The sequence below is a fragment of the Streptomyces sp. JL2001 genome, assembly GCF_050917515.1.
In the GTDB taxonomy this organism is placed as follows: Bacteria; Actinomycetota; Actinomycetes; order Streptomycetales; family Streptomycetaceae; genus Streptomyces.
The window spans coordinates 4,940,355-4,957,322 of the sequence record NZ_CP169421.1 but is presented as its reverse complement, the minus strand read 5'-3'; the positions used below and the strand labels follow the sequence as shown (position 1 = coordinate 4,957,322).

Annotated in this window: 14 protein-coding genes; 10 read left to right on the top strand and 4 right to left on the bottom strand. The window is 73.1% G+C overall.

What is annotated here, in order from left to right:
* Nucleotides 1–58 precede the first annotated feature (58 nt).
* Nucleotides 59–1,537: a sodium:solute symporter gene (locus ACE1OA_RS22120; protein WP_386543498.1), complete on the bottom strand. Its 1,479-nt coding sequence runs from the start codon at nucleotides 1,535–1,537 to the stop codon at nucleotides 59–61.
* Between the two features lie 215 nt (nucleotides 1,538–1,752).
* On the opposite strand from ACE1OA_RS22120, the gene ACE1OA_RS22115 reads away from it, so the two are divergent.
* Nucleotides 1,753–3,240 (top strand): PucR family transcriptional regulator ligand-binding domain-containing protein, encoded by a 1,488-nt coding sequence (locus ACE1OA_RS22115; RefSeq protein ID WP_386543495.1) that lies wholly within the window; start codon nucleotides 1,753–1,755, stop codon nucleotides 3,238–3,240.
* 85 nt (nucleotides 3,241–3,325) lie between these two features.
* Here the strand turns inward: ACE1OA_RS22115 and ACE1OA_RS22110 are convergent, their stop codons facing one another.
* A complete protein-coding gene (locus ACE1OA_RS22110) occupies nucleotides 3,326–3,931 on the bottom strand; it encodes a hypothetical protein (RefSeq protein WP_384866753.1) in 606 nt (201 codons plus the stop codon).
* Between the two features lie 164 nt (nucleotides 3,932–4,095).
* Between ACE1OA_RS22110 and ACE1OA_RS22105 the strand changes: the two genes are divergently transcribed.
* From ACE1OA_RS22105 to ACE1OA_RS22090, 4 genes are all read left to right on the top strand, one after another.
* On the top strand, nucleotides 4,096–5,274 hold the full coding sequence (locus ACE1OA_RS22105) for a helix-turn-helix domain-containing protein (protein WP_432753259.1): 1,179 nt from the start codon (nucleotides 4,096–4,098) through the stop codon (nucleotides 5,272–5,274).
* Between the two features lie 73 nt (nucleotides 5,275–5,347).
* Entirely contained in the window at nucleotides 5,348–6,505 is a 1,158-nt protein-coding gene (locus ACE1OA_RS22100; protein ID WP_147978092.1) for an acyl-CoA dehydrogenase family protein, read from the top strand.
* A complete protein-coding gene (tesB, locus tag ACE1OA_RS22095) occupies nucleotides 6,506–7,366 on the top strand; it encodes an acyl-CoA thioesterase II (protein WP_356599031.1) in 861 nt (286 codons plus the stop codon).
* Nucleotides 7,367–7,389: 23 nt separating this feature from the next.
* Nucleotides 7,390–8,346: a cation diffusion facilitator family transporter gene (locus tag ACE1OA_RS22090; protein ID WP_356775938.1), complete on the top strand. Its 957-nt coding sequence runs from the start codon at nucleotides 7,390–7,392 to the stop codon at nucleotides 8,344–8,346.
* 90 nt (nucleotides 8,347–8,436) lie between these two features.
* Here ACE1OA_RS22090 and ACE1OA_RS22085 read toward each other — a convergent pair whose 3' ends face one another.
* Nucleotides 8,437–9,213 carry a phosphatase gene (locus tag ACE1OA_RS22085; RefSeq protein ID WP_356599035.1) on the bottom strand — a complete coding sequence of 259 codons (777 nt, stop codon included), beginning with the start codon at nucleotides 9,211–9,213 and terminating at the stop codon, nucleotides 8,437–8,439.
* A gap of 64 nt (nucleotides 9,214–9,277) precedes the next feature.
* Entirely contained in the window at nucleotides 9,278–9,862 is a 585-nt protein-coding gene (locus tag ACE1OA_RS22080; RefSeq protein WP_356599037.1) for an SACE_7040 family transcriptional regulator, read from the bottom strand.
* Between the two features lie 87 nt (nucleotides 9,863–9,949).
* Here ACE1OA_RS22080 and ACE1OA_RS22075 point away from each other — a divergent pair, with 87 nt between their 5' ends.
* The 5 genes from ACE1OA_RS22075 to ACE1OA_RS22055 all read left to right on the top strand — a co-directional run bounded on the left by ACE1OA_RS22075 (nucleotide 9,950) and on the right by ACE1OA_RS22055 (nucleotide 16,718).
* Entirely contained in the window at nucleotides 9,950–11,566 is a 1,617-nt protein-coding gene (locus ACE1OA_RS22075; protein WP_432753258.1) for a carboxyl transferase domain-containing protein, read from the top strand.
* Nucleotides 11,567–11,579: 13 nt separating this feature from the next.
* Nucleotides 11,580–13,571, top strand: a complete 1,992-nt coding sequence (locus tag ACE1OA_RS22070) for a biotin carboxylase N-terminal domain-containing protein (protein WP_356599187.1) — start codon at nucleotides 11,580–11,582, stop codon at nucleotides 13,569–13,571.
* On the top strand, nucleotides 13,568–14,506 hold the full coding sequence (locus ACE1OA_RS22065) for a hydroxymethylglutaryl-CoA lyase (RefSeq protein ID WP_356599039.1): 939 nt from the start codon (nucleotides 13,568–13,570) through the stop codon (nucleotides 14,504–14,506). Before ACE1OA_RS22070 ends, ACE1OA_RS22065 begins: the two co-directional genes overlap by 4 nt.
* A gap of 2 nt (nucleotides 14,507–14,508) precedes the next feature.
* Entirely contained in the window at nucleotides 14,509–15,675 is a 1,167-nt protein-coding gene (locus ACE1OA_RS22060) for an acyl-CoA dehydrogenase family protein (RefSeq protein ID WP_356599041.1), read from the top strand.
* Nucleotides 15,676–15,869: 194 nt separating this feature from the next.
* Nucleotides 15,870–16,718 carry a siderophore-interacting protein gene (locus ACE1OA_RS22055; RefSeq protein ID WP_356775932.1) on the top strand — a complete coding sequence of 283 codons (849 nt, stop codon included), beginning with the start codon at nucleotides 15,870–15,872 and terminating at the stop codon, nucleotides 16,716–16,718.
* Nucleotides 16,719–16,968: the final 250 nt, after the last annotated feature.

Here is a 16,968-nt window from a genome sequence, read left to right as displayed (position 1 = left end):
GGGTCCTCCTGGGGGTGGGGGTTGACGTCCGGACGGATCCCGTCCGGTGGTTCGTGGGTCAGCCGGTCACGGGCGCCGGTACGGTCTCCGGCTCCGTGTGCTCGGCCGCGTCCGGTTCCTGGCCCGCCAGCCGGGCGCGCCAGTGGGCGAGCACGGCGGCGTCCGTCGGGCGGGTCGCCAGAGAAACGATCACATAGGCGGCAAGCGATGCCAACAATCCATAGTAAACAGGCTCATTTGCCAAGATTCCGTAAGACCACATCAGGCCAATGACCGACAGCCCTCCGACGGCGACCGCGGCCAGCGCGCCCTGCACGGTGCCACGGCGCCACAGGAGGCCGCCGAGGATCGGCACGAGCAGACCGCCGACCAGCAGGTTGTACGCGACGGTCAGCGCCTGGACGACGTCGTTGAGCGCGATCGCGATGGCGATCACCGCGACTCCCATGACCAGGATGAAGAGGCGGTTGCCCTTCACCTCGTCGTGGTCCTCCCCCTGCGCCGGCCCCACGCCGCGCAGCCGCGACCAGATGTCGTTGTTGGCGACGGTGGCGCAGGCGATCAGCGCGCCGGAGGAGGTCGACATGACGGCGGCGAGGGCGGCGGCGAGCACCAGTCCGCGCACGCCCATCGGGAGCTCGTCCTTGACGATGGTGGCGAAGGCGTCGTCGGCGCTGGGCAGGTTCGGGTAGAGCACCTTGGCCGCCGTGCCGATGACCGCGCCGGCGAGGGCGTACAGCAGGCAGTACGTGCCGGCGACGGTGCCGCCCCACCGGGCCACCTTGTCGGTGCGCGCGGTGAAGACCCGCTGCCAGATGTCCTGGCCGATGAGCATGCCGAAGGTGTAGATCAGCACGTAGGTGAAGATCGTCTCGCCGCCGATGCCCAGCGGCGCGAAGTACTCGGTGGGCAGCTGGGCCTTCATCTCGGCGAAGCCGCCGGCCTTCACCACCGCGATCGGCAGCAGCAGGATCAGCACGCCGATCGTCTTCACCACGAACTGCACCATGTCGGTGAGCGTGATCGACCACATGCCGCCGAGCGTCGAGTAGGCGACGACGATGGCGCCGCCCAGGACGATCGCCACGGTGCGGGGCAGGTCGAAGAGGACGTCGAAGATCGTCGCGTAGGCGATGGTCGAGGTGACCGCCAGCATCAGCGTGTACGCCCACATGACGACGCCGGAGATGACGCCGGCCCGGCCGCCGTAGCGCAGGTCGAGCATCTCGGAGACGGTGTAGACCTTCAGCCGCGCGATGCGCGCGGAGAAGAGGACGGAGAGGGCCAGCAGGCCGAGACCGATGGCGAAGACCATCCAGGCGCCGGAGAGGCCGTACTTGTAGCCGAGGCCGACGCCGCCGATGGTGGAGGCGCCGCCGAGGACGATGGCGGCCATGGTCCCCGAGTACATCCAGGGCCCGAGCCGGCGGCCCGCGACCAGGAACTCGCTCTTGGACCTGGCGCGGCGCATGCCCCACCAGCCCATCGCGAGCATGCCGGCCAAGTACAGGACGATCACTGAGTAGTCGACGGCCATGGGGCGGGCCCTCCTTCGTTCACCTCGGTGGCGTGTCGTGCGGGGAGACCTCGTGACCTCGAATCCTCGAAGGCCCGAGGGGCTGACCAGAGGCTGATCACGGGGACATCCGCCCGTACCCGCGGCCTGTGGATGGCACGACAGTAGGTGGCCGGAAAGCGACGATGAAGTGTACGTTTCCTCCACTGTCCGGGCGGGGGATGTACGAAAGGCCCATGACGCGCATGATCTCCACGACCCCCTCGGAGCCGGCCTCCACTCCCCCGGCGCCCCCGGTCCCGCTCGCCGCGCTGCTGGCCCGCCGGGACCTCGGTCTCCGGCTGCTCGCCGGGTCCGAGGACGTCCCGCTGCACTGGGTGCACACCTCGGAGATGGCCGACCCGTATCCGTACCTCCTCGGCGGCGAGCTCCTCATGACGGCGGGCGTCCTGCTCACCGACCCGGCGCACTACGTCGCGCGGGTGGTGGAGGCGGGGGCGGCGGCGCTCGGCTTCGGGGTGACGCCGGTGTACGACACGGTCCCCGCGGAGCTCGTCGAGGCCTGTGCGCGCCAGGGTCTCCCGCTGGTCGAGGTGCCGCCGAAGACCCCGTTCACGGCGGTGGCGCGGGCGCTGTGGCGGCTGATGGCGGAGGCCCGGCTGCACGAGCTGCGCCGGGTGACGGAGGCCCAGCAGTCGCTGGCGACGGCCGCGGCCCGGCCGTCGCCGGTCCCCGCGGTGCTCGGCGCGCTGGCCTCGCGGCTCGGCGGCCGGGCGGTGCTGTTCGGGGCGGACGGTACGGAGTCGACGGCGGCCGGCCGGGAGGTCCCGGCGGAGGCGGCACGGGCCCTGCGCAAGCTGGTGGGGGTCCTCGGGCCGCATCCGGGAGGGCCGGCCTCGGCCGGCGGGGACGGCGGCGGGCTCCGGCTGGCGGCGTACGCGCTGGGCGGCGGGGACGGCCTGTCGCTCGGGGTGGCGACGGAGCGGCGCGACCCCGGCGACCACACGATCGTGGGCGTCGCGGTGGTGCTGCTCTCCCTGCTCACGGCCCCGCACCGGGGCGCGGACGCGACGGTACGGGACGGGGCCCTGGTCCGGCTGCTGCTCGGCGCGGCACCGGCGCGGGTCGTGGGCGGCCTGGGCGCCGGCCCGTGGACGGTGGTCCACGCGCGGGGCGGCGACGGCACCCCGTTCGCGGCGGCCTCACTGGCGGCGGCCCTGGGGACGCCGCTGGTGGACACGAGCGACGGCGGGGCGGAGGCGGACGGCAGCCGGCGTGACGACACCCCCGTGACCGTCCGCCTGCTGCTGCCCGCCTCCGCCCCCGTCACCGAGCAGCCCGGCTGGACCCTCGGGGTCGGCGCGCCCGCCGAGGCGGAGGAGCTCGCCGCCGCCGACGCGCAGGCGGCGCGGGCCCTGCGCCGGGCGGAGGCCACCCGGACGCCGCTGGTCCGGCACCGGCCGGGAGGCATCGCCGCCCTGGTGGACCCGGCCGAGGCCGCCTCCCACGCCCGCTCCCTGCTCGCTCCCCTGACCGAGCCGCTCCGGGAGACGCTGCGGACGTGGCTGTCGCTGCACGGCAGCTGGGATCGGACGGCGACCGCGATGGACATCCACCGCAACACCGTCCGGCAGCGGATCACCCGCTGCGCCGCGCTCCTGGACCGGGACCTGGACGACCCGGACGTACGGATGGAGCTGTGGTTCGCCCTCAGCGCGGGGTAGCCCCGAACCGGATCCGCAGCCTGCGGCCCCCGGCTTGCAGCTGCGCGATGTCGAGCCGTGGTCGGCCCCTGGGGGAGCCCCCGGGTCAGTAGAGCTTGTTGACGGCGGTCTTCGTCGTGGTGCGGAAGGCGGTCAGCGGGGCGTCCTTGAGGTCGCCCATCTGACCCCAGCGGACGAGGGTGACGGTGCGTCCGTCGCGGCCGACGGAGAAGAGGTGGATGTCGGTGCTGCCGATCTGCGGGTCGGCGGTGTCCAGGCTGTAGATCCAGGCACCCTCCTCGACGGCGAGCTTGCCGTGGGAAGCACTGACGGCGTGCAGGCCCGGGTTCTGCCGCTCCAGCAGGGGCCCGCAGCCGGCGAGGGCCGTGCGGAGGGTGTCGACCAGCTTCACGGCGTCGGCCTCGGTGCGGGCGACGGTGGTGATCTGGACGCCGTTGGTGTCGAGCTCGGTGGTGAACTCGCGGTAGCGGGTGTTCTGCGCCGGGATCTTGTACGGGGCGCAGAGGGCGCCGCCGTTCTCCGGAACGCCGCTGAAGACCTGAGTGGCGGTCCACGGCGTCGACGACGGCGGCATCTGGGAGGCGGCGAGGAAGGCGGGCAGGGCGGCGGCCTGCGCCGGGGCGGTGGCGAGGGCGGCGAGGCCCAGGGCGGCAGCTGCGGTGGCGGCGCATGCGGTACGGAGCTTGTTCATGGTGGTGGATCCCCCGTCGGGTCGTTCGGTCAGTGCTTCCACCAGCGTCGGGCCCCCACCCGCCTCGGGCAACGACGACGCGCCCTCCACCCGTCCCGGAACCATCCCACCCCCACTGACGTGCAAGGACATGAAGCGTGGGACGCAGGGTCGAGGGGGATGGAATGCCGAAGGACGCCGCCGTCGAGGAGTTCGCGCGGCTCGTGCGGGCGCTGAAGGCGCGGGACGGGCGCAGTTACGAGGCACTGGGCCGGCGCCTGAGCGTCAGCGCGTCCACCCTCCACCGCTACTGCTCGGGCGCGACCGTCCCGGAGGAGTTCGCCGTGGTCGACCGCCTCGCCCTGCTGTGCGGGGCGGATGGGGAGGAGCGGCGGGCCCTGGAGGTGGCCTGGAGCCGCGCGGACCGCACCCGTCGCCCTCCGACGCCCGAGCCCGACGCGGCGCCCGAGCCCGACGAGGAGCCCGAGCCCGGCCCGGAACGGACGGCGAAGCCGGCTCCGGAGCCCGAACCCGCCCCGGCTCCGGAGCCCGCGCCCGAGCTGGAACCCGTGCACGCGCGCGTGCCGGGCCTCCCGTCCGAGCGGCGGAGGCGCCGGTGGGGGTGGGTGGGCGTGGTCGGAGTGGCGCTGGCGCTCGTGGGGACGGTGACGCTCGGAGCCGTACTCCTGCCCGGGAAGACCCGGGAGCGGGCCGCCGAACCACCGGCGCCGCTGACGTGGACGGTCGCCTCGCACCTCTGGAAGAACGGGTGCGGGCACACCTACCTCGTGGAGCGGACGCCCCCTCCCCCGCCGGAGGCGGCCGACGCGCGGAGCTGGGCGGCGGCGCAGGGGGCCGTGGACGGCGGGGAGACGCTGGTGCGGGTGTCGGTGCAGGGGAAGGGCGCGGCGGCGGTGGTGCTCCAGGCGCTGCACGTGCGGGTGGTGGAGCGGGGCGCGCCGCTGCCGTGGGCGGCGTACCGGACGGACGACGGGTGCGGCGGGGCGGTGACGCCGCGCCGTTTCGAGGTGGACCTTGACCGGCCGCGGCCGGTGGCGCGGGCGCTGGACGGGTACGACGCCACCGGGGAGGAGGGCCGGAAGCTCCCGGCGGTCTCCTTCCCGTACGCGGTCAGCGCCGCCGAGCCGGAGGAGCTGCTGGTCTCGGCGGGGGCGGCGGGGTGCGACTGCCGCTGGTACCTGGAGCTGGAGTGGAGCTCGGAGGGGCGCCGGGGCACGGTCCGGATCGGGGACGAGGACGGCGCACCCTTTCGGACGAGCGGGGCGAAAGGGCGGCCCCTGCACGCGTACGACTCCGTGGAGAGGGCCTGGATCACAGCCGAGGAGTCTGGACAGGGTGGGTGACCGCTGGGTAACTTCGTTGACGACAGGCTGAGCAAGCGCTTAGACAAGGCCCGCACACCGGAGGAGTCGCACCGTGCGCCGTACCGTATTCGACGAGGACCACGAGGCGTTCCGGGAGACCATCCGCGCCTTCATCGAGGCCGAGGTCGTCCCCGTCTACGACGAGTGGTTCGCCGCGGGCCAGGCGCCGCGAGACTTCTACGCCAAGCTCGGCGAGCTGGGCATCTTCGGCATCAACGTCCCCGAGGAGTTCGGCGGCGCGGGCCTGGACACCCACAAGTTCGAGGGCGTCCTCTACGAGGAGACCGCGCGCGCCGGCGTGCAGTTCGGCGGCTCCGGCGTGCACGTGCTGCTCGCCCTCCCGTACATCAAGATGCTCGCCACCGACGAGCAGAAGAAGCGCTACCTGCCGAAGTTCGTCTCCGGCGAGGAGATGTGGGCGCTGGCGATGACCGAGCCGGGCACCGGCTCCGACGTCGCGGGCATGAAGACCACGGCGAAGCTCTCCGAGGACGGCACGCACTACGTCCTCAACGGCGCCAAGACCTTCATCACCGGCGGCGTGCACGCCGACCGTGTGATCGTCTGCGCCCGCACCTCGGCCCCCACCGAGCAGGACCGCCGCTTCGGCATCTCCCTGTTCGCCGTGGACACCAAGTCCGAGGGCTACTCCATCGGCCGCAAGCTGGACAAGCTCGGCCTGCGCACCTCCGACACCGCCGAGCTGGCGTTCGTCGACGTGAAGGTGCCGGTCGAGGACCTGCTCGGCGAGGAGGGCAAGGGCTTCTCGTACCTCGGCCACAACCTGGCCTCCGAGCGCTGGGGCATCGCCTTCGGCGCATACGCGCAGGCCAAGGCCGCCGTCCGGTTCGCCCAGCAGTACGTGCAGGAGCGCACCGTCTTCGGCAAGCCGGTCGCCCACTTCCAGAACACCAAGTTCGAGCTGGCCGCCTGCAAGGCCGAGGTGGACGCCGCCGAGGCCGTCGCCGACCGCGCCCTGGAGGCCCTGGACGCGGGCGAGCTGACCCCGGCCGAGGCCGCGAGCGCCAAGCTCTTCTGCACCGAGGTCGCGCACCGCGTGATCGACCGCTGCCTCCAGCTGCACGGCGGCTACGGCTACATGAACGAGTACCCGATCGCCCGCCTGTACGCCGACAACCGCGTCAACCGCATCTACGGCGGCACCAGCGAGATCATGAAGTCGATCATCGCCAAGTCGATGGGTCTCTAAGTGCCCGAGGCTCTCGACGCCCTGCTCGATCTGCTCGATCTGGAGCAGATCGAGCAGAACTTCTTCCGGGGCCAGTCCCGCTCGGCCGTCGTCCCCCGCGTCTTCGGCGGCCAGGTGGCCGCCCAGGCGCTGGTGGCGGCCGGGCGGACCGTCCCCGAGGACCGGCTCGCCCACTCCCTGCACGCCTACTTCCTGCGGGCCGGGGACCCGGGCGCGCCGATCGTCTACACGGTCGACCGCATCCGTGACGGCCGCTCCTTCACCACCCGCCGGGTGGTCGCCGTCCAGCACGGGCAGCCGATCTTCCACCTCTCCGCGTCGTTCCAGGCGTACGAGGAGGGGCTGGAGCACCAGTACGACATGCCGGCCGCGCCGGATCCGGAGAGTCTGCCGACGGCCGCCGAGATGCTGCCGCGCCATCTGCCCGCGGACATCGCCCAGCGGCTGGTCGACGCGCGGGCCGCGGTGGACCTGCGGTACGCCGACGTGCCCCCGTGGGGCAGTGTCGGGGAGCCGCGCGAGCCGCGCTCGCAGGTGTGGTTCCGCACCAACGGCAAGCTGGCCGACGATCCGCTGCTGCACGTCTGCCTGGCCACCTACGTCTCCGACATGACGCTGCTCGACTCGGTGCTGCTCGCCCACGGGCGGGGCGGCTGGGCGGTCGGCGACGTGGTGGGGGCCTCGCTGGACCACGCGATGTGGTTCCACCGGCCGTTCCGCGCCGACGAATGGCTGCTGTACGACCAGGAGTCGCCGTCCGCCTCGGGCGGGCGCGGGCTCGGCCAGGCCCGGATCTACACCCAGGACGGGAAGCTGGCCATCTCGGTCATCCAGGAGGGTGTCGTTCGCGTCCCGCGCTGACGCCCGGACGTACCGTCCGGTGCATGGCGGAACAGGGCGAGAGTGTCTTCACGGTGATCGTGGCGGCGGCGGCGAACCTCGGGATCGCCGCCGCCAAGGCCGTCGCCGGGCTGATCAGCGGATCGAGCGCGATGCTCTCCGAGGCCGCCCACTCGGTCGCCGACACGGTCACCGAGGTCATGCTGCTGGCGGCGCTCAAGCGGAGCGCGAAGCCGGCCGACGAGGACCATCCGCTCGGCCACTCCGGCGAGCGGTACGTCTGGGCCCTGCTCGCCGCCGTCGCCACCTTCGTCGGCGGCGCGGTCTTCTCCGTCTACGACGGCGTCCACACCCTCGTCCACGGCGAGGAGCTGGGCGATCCGCTCGTCTCCTACCTCGTGCTCGGCGTGGCCTTCGTCCTGGAGGGCCTCTCGCTGCGGACCGCGTTGCGGCAGGTCAGGGGTGAGGCGGCGGAGGCGCGGGCACCCCTGGGCCGCTATCTGCGGCTGACTCCGGACACCACCGTGAAGGCCGTGGTGATGGAGGACTCCGCCGCGCTCGCCGGGCTGATGCTGGCGGCGGGCGGCCTCCTCGGCGGCCAGATCACCGGCTCGAGCGTGTGGGACGGGGTCGCCTCGATCCTCATCGGCGCCCTGCTCGTGTACGTGGCCTGGGAGCTCGGCCGTTCCAACGCGGCGCTGCTGATCGGCCGCCCGCTGCCTCGCCCGATGCGCGAGGCGGTCCGCGAGGAGCTGCTCTCGGTCCCGCACATCATCGGCGTCCTGGAGCTGACCACGCTCATCCAGGGCCCGGACGAGGTCATGATCGCGGCGAAGGTCGACTTCCGGGACGTGGCCTCGGCCGCACAGGTCGAGTGGGCGTGCGAGGAGGCCGAGGAACAGCTCCGGGAACGCATGCCGGCGATCGCACGGGTGTATCTGGACCCGACCCCGGGGGTGACCCGCCGCGGGGCGGGCGGCCCCGGCAGCCCGGGTGCCTGAGAACCCCGGCCGTACGACCCCGGCCCGGGGCGTCCGCGCCGCCGGCCCCCCGGGGACGGTGGCCGGCGTCCGGGCCCGCGGCCCCGGGCGTCAGTCGCCCAGGCCCGCCGCGTCCAGGAGGTACGCCGTCATCGGCTCGTAGAAGCGCGGGTCCACCACGTGGTCGTCGAGCGGGATGGTGACCTGCATCGTCCCCTCGGCCTCGCCGATGAAGAGGGCGGGGTCGTTGCAGTCGGCGTACCCGACGGAGTCGACGCCCCGCTGGCCCGCGCGGCCGGCCCAGCCGTGGTCGGCCACGACGAGATCGGGCCGGCCGTCCTCGCCGAGCGCGTCCAGGATCGCGTTCATCGGCTCCGGGGAGTGGGTGTGCCAGAGGCTGGCGCCCCGCTCGAAGACGGCGACGTCGGCGAACTGCACGACGTAGCCCTCGTCGGCGACGAGCCCGCCGGGGATCCGGACGATGTCGCAGCCGCGGGCGCGCAGGGCGGCGGCGACCCGGCTGTGGGCGTCGATCAGGGCACCGGGGTGACCGGTCGCGAAGAGCACCCGCTCCTTGCCGGCGGCGGCCTTGCGCAGCCTGGCGGCCGCCCGGTCGAGGGCGTCGACGGTCAGCTCGGGGTCGATCGTGTCCTGCCCCGCGCGGTGGGCGGGGTCGTCGTCGACGCCGCACCTCTCGGCCATGACGGCGAGCACGTCCTGCTCGTCGGTCCACCGGTCGCCGAGCTCCAGGCCGAGCCAGTAGTGCCGGTCGCCGTTGGCGAGCTTGCGGTAGTGGGAGAGGTTGTTGTCACGCGGGGTGGCGACGTTCCCCGCGATCCGGGTCCGGACGAGGTGCTCGACAAGGGCGGGGCGGCTGAGTATCGGCATGGTGCTCATTCTGCGCGACCGGCGGTCACGATGGGCAGTCGGTTCCGCCCAGGGAGACGCTCCCTCAGGCCGCCAGCGCGCCGAAGGCGCCGTGCGCCAGGCGCCGCAGCAGTTCCTCCATGGCCGTGCGCCCGAGCGCGGCCAGGTGCGGCGTCGAGTTCAGCAGGCCGAACACCGCGTGCACCGCGGCCCGTACCTCCGACTCCCCCGCCGCCGGGTAGAGCTCGCGGACCACCGCCACCCACAGTTCCACGTACTGCCGCTGGAGCTGGCGGACCCGCTTGCGGTCCTCGTCCTTGAGCCGGTCCAGCTCCCGGTCGTGCAGGGTGATCAGCGGCCGGTCGTCGAGGGCGAAGTCGATGTGGCCGTCGATGAGCGAGCCGAGCAGCGCGCGCGGGTCGCCGGCCGCCTCGCCCGCCCGCAGCCGTCCGCCGTCGAGCAGCCGCTCGCTGATCCCGACGAGCAGTTCCGCGAGCATCGCGTCCTTGCCCGCGAAGTGCCGGTAGAGCCCGGGGCCGCTGATGCCGACGGCCGCCCCTATCTCGTCGACCCCGACACCGTGGAAGCCGCGCTCGGCGAAGAGGCGGGCAGCCTCCTTGAGGATCTGCTCGCGTCGCGTCGGGGCGTCGGTCCTGGCGGTGGTGGTCATGCGTCCGATTCTAGACAATGCGGTTAGCGGTCGTTAACCTGATGGGCATACGTTAACGCTCATTAACCGAGCAAGGGAGCTCGAGGGATGCAGCAGGCACCTGTGCTGACGAGCGCGGCGGATCCCGCGTCGCCGGCCTGGCAGGCCAACGAGGCGGCCCACCACGAGCTGGCCGCGACACTGCGCGCCAAGCTCGCGGCGGTCGCGCTCGGCGGCGGCGAGAAAGCCCGCGCCCGGCACACCGCGCGCGGCAAGCTGCTGCCGCGGGACCGTGTGGACACGCTTCTGGATCCGGGCTCGCCCTTCCTGGAGCTGGCCCCGCTCGCGGCGAACGGGATGTACGACGACCAGGCGCCCGCCGCCGGGGTCATCGCCGGCATCGGCCGGGTCTCGGGCCGCGAGTGCGTGATCGTCGCCAACGACGCGACCGTCAAGGGCGGCACCTATTACCCGATGACGGTGAAGAAGCACCTGCGGGCCCAGGAGGTGGCGCTGGAGAATCGTCTCCCCTGCCTCTACCTGGTCGACTCGGGCGGCGCGTTCCTGCCCATGCAGGACGAGGTCTTCCCCGACCGCGAGCACTTCGGCCGGATCTTCTACAACCAGGCGCGGATGTCCGGCGCCCGCATCCCGCAGATCGCCGCGGTCCTCGGCTCCTGCACCGCCGGCGGCGCCTACGTGCCGGCGATGAGCGACGAGGCCGTGATCGTGCGGAACCAGGGCACGATCTTCCTGGGCGGACCCCCGCTGGTGAAGGCGGCGACCGGCGAGGTCGTGACGGCCGAGGAGCTGGGCGGCGGCGAGGTGCACTCCCGCACCTCCGGCGTCACCGACCACCTCGCCGAGGACGACGCCCACGCCCTGCGGATCGTCCGCAACATCGTCGCGACGCTCCCCGACCGCGGCCCGCTGCCGTGGTCGGTCGAGCCGGTCGAGGAGCCGAAGGTCGACCCGGCCGGGCTCTACGGCGCGGTACCGGTGGACTCCCGCACGCCCTACGACGTCCGCGAGGTCATCGCGCGGATCACCGACGGCTCGCGCTTCCAGGAGTTCAAGTCGGAGTACGGCCAGACGCTGATCACCGGCTTCGCCCGGATCCACGGCCACCCGGTGGGCATCGTCGCCAACAACGGCATCCTGTTCTCCGAGTCCGCCCAGAAGGGCGCGCACTTCATCGAGCTGTGCGACCAGCGCGGCATCCCGCTGCTGTTCCTCCAGAACATCTCCGGCTTCATGGTCGGCAGGGACTACGAGGCGGGCGGCATCGCCAAGCACGGCGCCAAGATGGTGACCGCGGTGGCGTGCACCCGCGTGCCGAAGCTGACGGTCGTCGTCGGCGGCTCCTACGGCGCCGGCAACTACTCGATGTGCGGCCGGGCGTACTCGCCCCGCTTCCTGTGGATGTGGCCCAACGCCAAGATCTCGGTGATGGGCGGCGAGCAGGCCGCCTCCGTGCTCGCGACGGTCAAGCGCGACCAGCTGGAGGGGCGCGGCGAGAGCTGGCCCGCCGAGGACGAGGAAGCCTTCAAGGACCCGATCCGCGCACAGTACGAGCAGCAGGGCAGCGCCTACTACGCGAGTGCCCGGCTGTGGGACGACGGCGTCATCGACCCGATGGAGACCCGGCAGGTGGTGGGCCTCGCGCTCACCGCGTGCGCCAACGCCCCGCTCGCCGACCCCGCCTTCGGCGTCTTCCGGATGTGAGTGACAGATGACCATGTTCGACACAGTCCTGGTCGCCAACCGAGGCGAGATCGCGGTCCGGGTCATCCGCACCCTGCGGGCCATGGGCGTCCGTTCCGTCGCCGTCTTCAGCGACGCGGACCGGGACGCGCGCCACGTGCGGGAGGCCGACACGGCGGTCCGGCTCGGCCCGGCGCCCGCCTCGGAGAGCTACCTCTCCGTGGAGCGCCTGCTGGACGCCGCCCGCCGCACCGGCGCGCAGGCCGTCCACCCCGGCTACGGCTTCCTCGCGGAGAACGCGGCCTTCGCGCAGGCGTGCGCGGACGCCGGCCTGGCCTTCATCGGCCCGCCGGCCTCCGCGATCTCGCTGATGGGCGACAAGATCCGGGCGAAGGAGACCGTGAAGGCGGCGGGCGTGCCCGTCGTGCCGGGCGCGGCCGATCCCGAACTGGAGGCAGCCGCCCGCGAACTGGGCGCTCCGGTCCTGCTGAAGCCCTCGGCGGGCGGCGGCGGCAAGGGCATGCGCCTGGTGCGCGACCTGTCGACGCTGACGGAGGAGATCGCGGCGGCGCGGCGCGAGGCCCGGTCCTCGTTCGGCGACGACACCCTGCTCGTGGAGCGGTGGATCGACCGTCCCCGGCACATCGAGATCCAGGTCCTCGCCGACGCCCACGGGAACGTGGTGCACCTCGGGGAGCGCGAGTGCTCGCTCCAGCGGCGCCACCAGAAGATCATCGAGGAGGCGCCCAGCGTCCTGCTCGACGAGGAGACCCGCGCCGCGATGGGCGCGGCGGCGGTCGAGGCGGCCCGTTCCTGCGGCTACGTGGGCGCCGGCACGGTCGAGTTCATCGTCCCGGGCGTGGACCCCTCCTCGTACTACTTCATGGAGATGAACACCCGCCTCCAGGTCGAGCACCCGGTGACCGAACTGATCACGGGCGTGGACCTGGTGGAGTGGCAGCTGCGGGTCGCCGCGGGCGAGCCGTTGTCCTTCGGCCAGTCCGACGTGCGTCTGACGGGCCACGCGATCGAGGCCCGGATCTGCGCGGAGGACCCGGCGCGCGGCTTCCTGCCGTCCGGCGGCACGGTCCTGTCCCTGCGTGAGCCGCAGGGCGACGGGGTGCGGACGGACTCCGGTCTGAGCGAGGGGACGGAGGTCTCCAGCCTCTACGACCCGATGCTCTCGAAGGTCATCGTGCACGCGCCGGACCGCGCCACCGCGCTGCGCCGGCTGCGCGCGGCCCTGGCGGACACGGTCACCCTGGGCGTGCCGACCAACGCGGGCTTCCTGCGCCGCCTGCTGGCACACCCGGACGTGGTGGCCGGGGACCTGGACACGGGTCTGGTGGAGCGCGAGGCGGACGGCCTGGTCCCCGAGGGCGTACCGGACGAGGTGTACGCCGCGGCCGCCCTGCTGCGGCAGTTCCCGCCGTCGTCCGGCGCGCCCGCGGGCTGGACGGACCCCTTCGACGCCGGCAGCGGCTGGCGTCTCGGCGGCCGGCCGGCCTGGACTCCGCGTCCCTTCCGCGTCCCGGGCCAGGACCCGGTGACGATGCGGGTGCGGGGCACGTCGGCGGAGGCGGAGCTCGCGCTCGGCGAGTCCGCGGCGGAGCCGACGGCGGCGGGGGTCGGGCAGATCTCCGCGCACCACGTCTCCGTGCGCCTCGACGGGCTCACCCATCACTTCCACCGCGCCGACTCCCCCGAGGGGACCTGGCTCGGCCGGGACGGCGACGCCTGGCACGTCATCGACCACGACCCGGTCGCCAGCGCCCTGTCCGGCGCCGCGCGCGGCGGGGCCGACACGCTGGCCGCGCCGATGCCCGGCACGGTCACCGTCGTGAAGGTGGCCGTCGGGGACGAGGTCGAGGCCGGACAGAGCCTGCTGGTCGTCGAGGCGATGAAGATGGAGCACGTCATCTCCGCCCCGCACGCCGGCACCGTCACCGAGCTGGACGTCACACCCGGCAACACCGTCGCCATGGACCAGATCCTCGCCGTGGTGACCCCCAGGGAGGAATCATGACCACGGGCCTGCCCATGCGCGTGCCCGCCCCCGGGCTCCCCGCCCGGGTCCGGATCCACGAGGTCGGGCCCCGCGACGGGCTGCAGAACGAGAAGAACGTCGTGCCGACCGCGGTCAAGGCCGAGTTCGTGCGCCGCCTCGCGGACGCCGGTCTCGGCACCGTCGAGGCGACCAGCTTCGTGCACCCCAAGTGGGTGCCCCAGCTGGCCGACGCCGAGGAGCTGTTCCCGCTGCTGGCCGGCGTGCCCGCCCGGCTGCCCGTCCTGGTGCCCAACGAGCGCGGCCTCGACCGCGCGCTGGCGCTCGGTGCCCGGGAGATCGCCGTCTTCGCCTCGGCCACCGAGTCCTTCGCCCGGGCCAATCTCAACCGGACCGTCGACGAGGCGCTGGCCATGTTCCGGCCGACCGTCACGCGGGCCATAGAGCACGGCCTGAAGGTCCGCGGCTATCTCTCGATGTGCTTCGGCGACCCCTGGGAGGGGGCCGTCCCGGTGGAGCAGGTCGTCCGGGTCACCAAGGCGCTCGCGGACATGGGCTGCGACGAGCTGAGCCTCGGCGACACCATCGGCGTCGCCACCCCCGGCCACGTGGAGCAGCTCCTGGCCGCGCTCGCCGAGGCGGGGGTGCCCGCCTCACGGCTCGCCGTGCACTTCCACGACACCTACGGCCAGGCGCTCTCGAACACCCTCGCCGCGCTCCGGTGCGGCGTCACCACCGTCGACGCCTCCGCGGGCGGCCTCGGTGGCTGCCCGTACGCCAAGAGCGCCACCGGCAACCTCGCCACCGAGGACCTCGTGTGGATGCTCGACGGCCTCGGCATCGAGACCGGGGTCGATCTGGCCGCCCTCACCGCCACGAGCGTGTGGATGGCCGACCAACTGGGCCGACCGAGCCCTTCCCGTACCGTCCGCGCGCTCTCCCACAAGGAGTCCTAGCAATGTCGCTCGACCACCGGCTCTCCCAAGAGCACGAGGAACTCCGCCGCACCGTCGAGGAGTTCGCCCACGACGTCGTCGCCCCGAAGATCGGCGACTACTACGAGCGCCACGAGTTCCCGTACGAGATCGTCCGCGAGATGGGCCGCATGGGCCTGTTCGGCCTGCCCTTCCCCGAGGAGTACGGCGGCATGGGCGGCGACTACCTCGCCCTGGGCATCGCCCTCGAGGAGTTGGCCCGCGTCGACTCCTCCGTCGCCATCACCCTGGAGGCGGGCGTCTCGCTGGGCGCGATGCCGCTGCACCTGTTCGGCACCGAGGAGCAGAAGCGCGAGTGGCTCCCCCGGATGTGCTCCGGCGAGATCCTGGGCGCGTTCGGCCTGACCGAGCCGGGCGCCGGCTCGGACGCGGGCGGCACCCGCACCACGGCCGTGCGCGACGAGTCCACCGGCGAGTGGATCATCAACGGCTCGAAGTGCTTCATCACCAACTCCGGTACGGACATCACCGGTCTGGTGACGGTCACGGCGGTCACCGGCCGCAAGGCCGACGGCCGGCCGCTGATCTCCTCGATCATCGTCCCCTCGGGCACCCCGGGCTTCACCGTCGCCGCCCCGTACTCCAAGGTCGGCTGGAACGCCTCCGACACCCGCGAGCTGTCCTTCGACGACGTGCGGGTCCCGGCGGCGAACCTGCTCGGCGAGGAGGGCCGCGGCTACGCGCAGTTCCTCCGCATCCTGGACGAGGGCCGGGTGGCGATCTCGGCACTCGCGACGGGCCTCGCGCAGGGCTGTGTCGACGAGTCGGTGAAGTACGCCAAGGAGCGGGTGGCGTTCGGCCGTCCGATCGGCGAGAACCAGGCCATCCAGTTCAAGATCGCGGACATGGAGATGCGCGCGCACATGGCCCGCATCGGCTGGCGCGACGCGGCGTCGCGGCTGGTGCTCGGCGAGCCGTTCAAGAAGGAGGCGGCGCTCGCGAAGCTGTACTCCTCCACGGTGGCGGTCGACAACGCCCGGGAGGCGACCCAGATCCACGGCGGCTACGGCTTCATGAACGAGTACCCGGTGGCCCGGATGTGGCGCGACTCCAAGATCCTGGAGATCGGCGAGGGCACCAGCGAGGTCCAGCGCATGCTGATCGCCCGCGAGTTGGGCCTGCCCGCCTGACGGTGCCCGCCGCCCGGCCGTCCTCCGTGCCCGTCGCCCTCCGGGTGGCGGGCACGGTCGCGTTCCCGGGGCCACGGAATCCGCACCCCACCCGTTCAGATCCACATGAGGTTAGGCTAACCTACCTTCGATCTCTCCCGTCGGGTCGATCCCACCCGATCGATCCAGCCCGCCCAGAAGGTGGCCCGACCCCGATGACGACCACTGAGACCGTTCCCTTCCGCTTCTTCCCGCTGCAGGTCGACCGGACGAGGCGGCTCGGCCCCTCACTGGTCCGGATCACCTTCACCGGGGAGGACCTGAAGGGCTTCGCCTCGGGCGGCCGCGACCAGTCGCTCTCGCTCTTCCTGCCGCACCCCGGTCAGCCGGAGCCGGTCCTGCCGCCGCTCGACACGGACGACCTGTACGCGGTGCTCGGCGCCTGGCGCGCCCTGCCCGCCGACGAGCGCGCCGTGATGCGCTCGTACACCGTCAGGGAGCAGCGCACCGCCCCCGACGAGGTCGACATCGACTTCGCGCTGCACGAGGACGGCGGCCCGGCCTGCCGTTGGGCCCAGCAGGCCGCGAAGGGCGACCGGGTGGTCGTCCTGGGCCCGGCCGTGCCGGCGAACACGGGCGTCCGCTTCCAGCTTCCGGCCGACGCCGACTCCGTCGTCATCTGGGCGGACGAGACGGCCCTGCCGGCCGCCGCCGCGATCCTGGAGTGGCTGCCCGCGGACACGCGGGCCCACGTCCATCTCGAAGTGCCGTACGCCGGGGACCGGATGGAGCTGACGACCGAGGCCGACGCCACGATCACCTGGCTGGTCCGCGAGGAGGGCGCGCCGTCCGCCGTGGAGGCGGTGCGCGGCACCGAGCTGCCCGGCGACGCCCCCTACGTGTGGATCGCGGGCGAGTCGGGTTCGGTGAAGGCGCTGCGCCGCCACTTCGTCGGGGAGCGCGGACTGGACCGGCGCCGGGTGACGTTCGTCGGCTACTGGCGCAAGGGGCTGTCGGAGGACGCCCTGCGCGAGGTGCCGGACGAGACCCAGGAAGAGGCGTAGGCCCCACCCCGGGGCACCCGCCCGCCGGCTCGCGAACACACGCGGGCCGCCGGCTCCGGCGCGCCACGAGGCGCCACCACCCCGATCCGGCACGACCGGCACGGCACGTCCCGTCGCGGGCGTCCCCCGCCCTTCCCGGACGGGCGCCCCGGGACGCCAACTGCTGTGACGCAAGAGGGGCGAGGGATCGTTGCGAACTCAATTTAGGTTAGGCTAACCTAAGCTTGTTGTCGCCTCTCGCCCCTCCCCA

What these genes read in the sequence shown, in the direction of transcription:
- ACE1OA_RS22120 (WP_386543498.1), bottom strand. Translation starts at nt 1,537, where the DNA reads ATGGCCGTCGACTACTCAGTGATCGTCCTGTACTTGGCCGGCATGCTC.
- ACE1OA_RS22115 (WP_386543495.1), top strand. Translation starts at nt 1,753, where the DNA reads ATGACGCGCATGATCTCCACGACCCCCTCGGAGCCGGCCTCCACTCCC.
- ACE1OA_RS22110 (WP_384866753.1), bottom strand. Translation starts at nt 3,931, where the DNA reads ATGAACAAGCTCCGTACCGCATGCGCCGCCACCGCAGCTGCCGCCCTG.
- ACE1OA_RS22105 (WP_432753259.1), top strand. Translation starts at nt 4,096, where the DNA reads ATGCCGAAGGACGCCGCCGTCGAGGAGTTCGCGCGGCTCGTGCGGGCG.
- ACE1OA_RS22090 (WP_356775938.1), top strand. Translation starts at nt 7,390, where the DNA reads ATGGCGGAACAGGGCGAGAGTGTCTTCACGGTGATCGTGGCGGCGGCG.
- ACE1OA_RS22085 (WP_356599035.1), bottom strand. Translation starts at nt 9,213, where the DNA reads ATGCCGATACTCAGCCGCCCCGCCCTTGTCGAGCACCTCGTCCGGACC.
- ACE1OA_RS22080 (WP_356599037.1), bottom strand. Translation starts at nt 9,862, where the DNA reads ATGACCACCACCGCCAGGACCGACGCCCCGACGCGACGCGAGCAGATC.
- ACE1OA_RS22075 (WP_432753258.1), top strand. Translation starts at nt 9,950, where the DNA reads ATGCAGCAGGCACCTGTGCTGACGAGCGCGGCGGATCCCGCGTCGCCG.
- ACE1OA_RS22070 (WP_356599187.1), top strand. Translation starts at nt 11,580, where the DNA reads ATGTTCGACACAGTCCTGGTCGCCAACCGAGGCGAGATCGCGGTCCGG.
- ACE1OA_RS22065 (WP_356599039.1), top strand. Translation starts at nt 13,568, where the DNA reads ATGACCACGGGCCTGCCCATGCGCGTGCCCGCCCCCGGGCTCCCCGCC.
- ACE1OA_RS22060 (WP_356599041.1), top strand. Translation starts at nt 14,509, where the DNA reads ATGTCGCTCGACCACCGGCTCTCCCAAGAGCACGAGGAACTCCGCCGC.
- ACE1OA_RS22055 (WP_356775932.1), top strand. Translation starts at nt 15,870, where the DNA reads ATGACGACCACTGAGACCGTTCCCTTCCGCTTCTTCCCGCTGCAGGTC.